This is a genomic window from Nocardia nova NBRC 15556, from assembly GCF_001613005.1.
Classification (GTDB): Bacteria; Actinomycetota; Actinomycetes; order Mycobacteriales; family Mycobacteriaceae; genus Nocardia; species Nocardia nova.
The window spans coordinates 1-3,501 of record NZ_BDBN01000171.1; the positions used below are offsets into that span (position 1 = coordinate 1).

Sequence of the window (3,501 nt, forward strand, 5' to 3'; positions counted from 1 at the left end):
GGCGCGGCCGTCGTCGCGATATCCGGCCCGGCGCGACTCGCCGCGTCGCGGCCGGTTCCGCGGCCCGGAATGCGCCTCCCGAATCCGCAGAGTCCGTGCCCGATTCCGCGGTGGCCACGCCGTGCCCGCTCACTCATCGATACGGCTGTGAAGTTGTGGGGCTGATGAGGTGATCGGTGGTCCGGATACGATATTGCTATGGCGGATGGATCGGATTCCGACCTGATCGCGGGGGAACTACGCGCAGACCTGCTGCGCGCGCTGTCCTATGTCGAAACCGAGGACGGCCCGGACGGCAGCTACATCGTCAACGGCGATCTGCCGCCCGAGGTGGCGCCTCCGTTCATCCGGGCGATCATGCGAATCGAGGCGGAACTGCTGCTTCACGACGCCGAGCAGGTGACCGTGGAACGCGGCGAACCGCGCAGTCCGGAGGAGCGCCGCACCGACGCCTTCGTCGCCCTGGCGCTGCGGGTCACCGACGATACGTGAGCGTGCCCGCCCGGATATCGCACCGTGCAGCCGATATCGCCGATTGCGAACGGTGCGGCCATCGGGTCCGTAACCTTGCACTCGGTACCGTCGAGTGCTAGAAAGGTCCTGGCACTCTCGACCAGTGAGTGCTAGGTCGGGCAGGTGAGACCGGGTTCCCAGACACCCTCGGTCGTCCGTCGCGGGCACCGTACCTGGCCAGCGTAATGGGGCGATCCAACCTGCGGTCGCTCTGTGTGTCAGCCCCATATACATGTGGAGGATCTCAACGCAATGGCCAAGACAATTGCGTACGACGAAGAGGCCCGTCGCGGTCTCGAGCGGGGACTGAACAGCCTCGCCGACGCGGTCAAGGTGACGCTGGGCCCCAAGGGTCGCAACGTTGTCCTGGAGAAGAAGTGGGGCGCCCCCACGATCACCAACGATGGTGTGTCCATCGCCAAGGAGATCGAGCTGGAGGACCCCTACGAGAAGATCGGCGCCGAGCTGGTCAAAGAGGTCGCCAAGAAGACCGACGATGTCGCCGGTGACGGCACCACCACCGCTACCGTGCTCGCCCAGGCGCTGGTGCGCGAGGGCCTGCGCAACGTCGCGGCCGGTGCGAACCCGCTGGGCCTGAAGCGCGGCATCGAGAAGGCCGTCGAGGCCGTCACGGCCAAGCTGCTCGACACCGCCAAGGAGGTCGAGACCAAGGAGCAGATCGCTGCCACCGCGGCCATCTCCGCCGGCGACGCGTCCATCGGTGAGCTGATCGCCGAGGCCATGGACAAGGTCGGCAAGGAAGGCGTCATCACCGTCGAGGAGAGCAACACCTTCGGCCTCCAGCTGGAGCTGACCGAGGGTATGCGCTTCGACAAGGGCTACATCTCGGGCTACTTCGTCACCGACGCCGAGCGTCAGGAAGCGGTCCTCGAGGACCCCTACATCCTGCTGGTCGGTTCCAAGGTGTCGACCGTCAAGGACCTGCTGCCGCTGCTGGAGAAGGTCATCCAGGCCGGTAAGCCGCTGCTGATCATTGCCGAGGACGTCGAGGGCGAGGCCCTGTCGACCCTGGTCGTGAACAAGATCCGCGGCACCTTCAAGTCCGTCGCCGTCAAGGCCCCGGGCTTCGGCGACCGCCGCAAGGCGCAGCTGGCCGACATCGCCATCCTCACCGGTGGCGAGGTCATCAGCGAAGAGGTCGGCCTGAACCTGGAGACGGCCACCGTCGACCTGCTGGGCACCGCCCGCAAGGTCGTGGTGACCAAGGACGAGACCACCATCGTCGACGGTGCCGGTGATGCCGACGCCATCGCGGGTCGCGTCGCCCAGATCCGCACCGAGATCGAGAACTCGGATTCGGACTACGACCGCGAGAAGCTGCAGGAGCGCCTGGCCAAGCTGGCCGGCGGTGTTGCGGTGATCAAGGCCGGCGCCGCCACCGAGGTGGAGCTCAAGGAGCGCAAGCACCGCATCGAGGACGCGGTGCGCAACGCCAAGGCCGCCGTCGAAGAGGGCATCGTCCCCGGTGGTGGTGTGGCGCTGCTGCAGGCCGGCCCGGCGCTGGACGACCTGAAGCTGACCGGTGACGAGGCCACCGGCGCGAACATCGTGAAGGTGGCGCTGGCCGCGCCGCTGAAGCAGATCGCCTTCAACGCCGGCCTCGAGCCCGGCGTGGTCGCCGAGAAGGTCGCCAACCTGCCGACCGGCCAGGGCCTCAACGCCGACTCCGGCGAGTACGAGGACCTGCTGGCCGCCGGTGTCGCCGACCCGGTCAAGGTCACCCGTTCGGCGCTGCAGAACGCCGCGTCGATCGCCGCGCTGTTCCTCACCACCGAGGCCGTCGTGGCCGACAAGCCGGAGAAGGCCGCCGCTCCCGTCGGCGACCCGACCGGTGGCATGGGCGGCATGGACTTCTGAGTCCTGCCTTCCGGCAACACCTTTCGAACCGGTAGCCGGTCCGCCTTCGGGCGGGCCGGCTACCGGCGTTTCGGCGGTACGAACGTCTGCGTCGGCTGTCGAATGTAGCGGTTATCGGTCATATTTCCCCTAACTTGCAGTCTCGCAAGGGCTTTCGGGACACCCGGCCTGGACAACACCGGTTGTGGAACGCATTCTTTTCGGTTGGCTTCATCCGGAAGCCTTCGATAGGGGAAAAACACCATGTTGTCGATGGGCAAGCTTGCCCTGGGATTCGTCGCGACCACCGCGACGGCCTTCGTCGTCGCGGGAACCGGTTCGGCGGCGGCGGAGCGGGGGCCGGACGGCCACCTGTACGGCGCGTTCGCCATCTCCTACGAAATGGACGACGGCTGGCACATCGGAAGTGTCGTCAACGCGCCCGATCAGGACACGGCCGACCGGGATGCGGTGGACGTGTGCGGGTCGAAGGGGGCTCCCGGTTGCGCGACCATCCTTCGCTTCGTCGACGGATGCGGGGCGGTCGCCAGGCGTGACGACGTTCATACCGTCGGAACCGGTGCCACCCTGCAGGAGGCCGAGCGCAACGCCATCGCGGCGCTGGGCCCGGATCGCCCGCCGACCCTGAGTTCGGACGGTTCGGGTCCCGCCGTCATCAGCGCGTCGCGCTGCAACGGCTGACCCGCAGCCGAAATCGTCGCGTATCCCCGAGACGCGTATCGCGAATAGCGATCGGAAGCCGGTCCCGCCCCCACCGCGGGCCGGCTTCCGGCATTTCGGGGCGGGCTTCGGCCGACGGTCGGAATTTCTCGCCGGACGCCGATGTTGTGAATGGTGTTGCGAGCGCATCCGATGTGCGTCGTCAGGCCGGATGACCAGGCGATTTGACTTCGAATGCGGTTGGCACGTAACTTATTCCAGGTCAGAGCGACACGGACACCGACCCGGAGCCGAGAGGCCCGGGACAACGAGGTCGGACGAGGAGCGCCTGACAATCACACTGGTTCGGTAAGAGGGACCCCGATTTGGTCGGGAACTTCTGGCTGAGCTAAGCTGCAAAAGTTGCCCAACCGATCGACCGGGAGAATCCCGCGAGATTGCTGGTGCGTG

General features: G+C 66.8%; 3 protein-coding genes. All 3 read left to right on the plus strand.

All coding sequences use genetic code 11. The features are described 5' to 3' along the window. Positions 1 to 198: 198 nt before the first annotated feature. The 3 genes from NN2_RS35440 (at position 199) to NN2_RS35450 (ending at position 3,072) form a co-directional block, all read left to right on the plus strand. On the plus strand, positions 199 to 492 hold the full coding sequence (locus NN2_RS35440) for a hypothetical protein (protein WP_030516558.1): 294 nt from the start codon (positions 199 to 201) through the stop codon (positions 490 to 492). 273 nt (positions 493 to 765) lie between these two features. Beyond that, entirely contained in the window at positions 766 to 2,391 is a 1,626-nt protein-coding gene (gene groL, locus NN2_RS35445; RefSeq protein WP_036506233.1) for a chaperonin GroEL, read from the plus strand. A 252-nt stretch (positions 2,392 to 2,643) separates the two neighbouring features. After that, on the plus strand, positions 2,644 to 3,072 hold the full coding sequence (locus tag NN2_RS35450) for a DUF4189 domain-containing protein (RefSeq protein WP_169812494.1): 429 nt from the start codon (positions 2,644 to 2,646) through the stop codon (positions 3,070 to 3,072). Positions 3,073 to 3,501 lie beyond the last annotated feature (429 nt).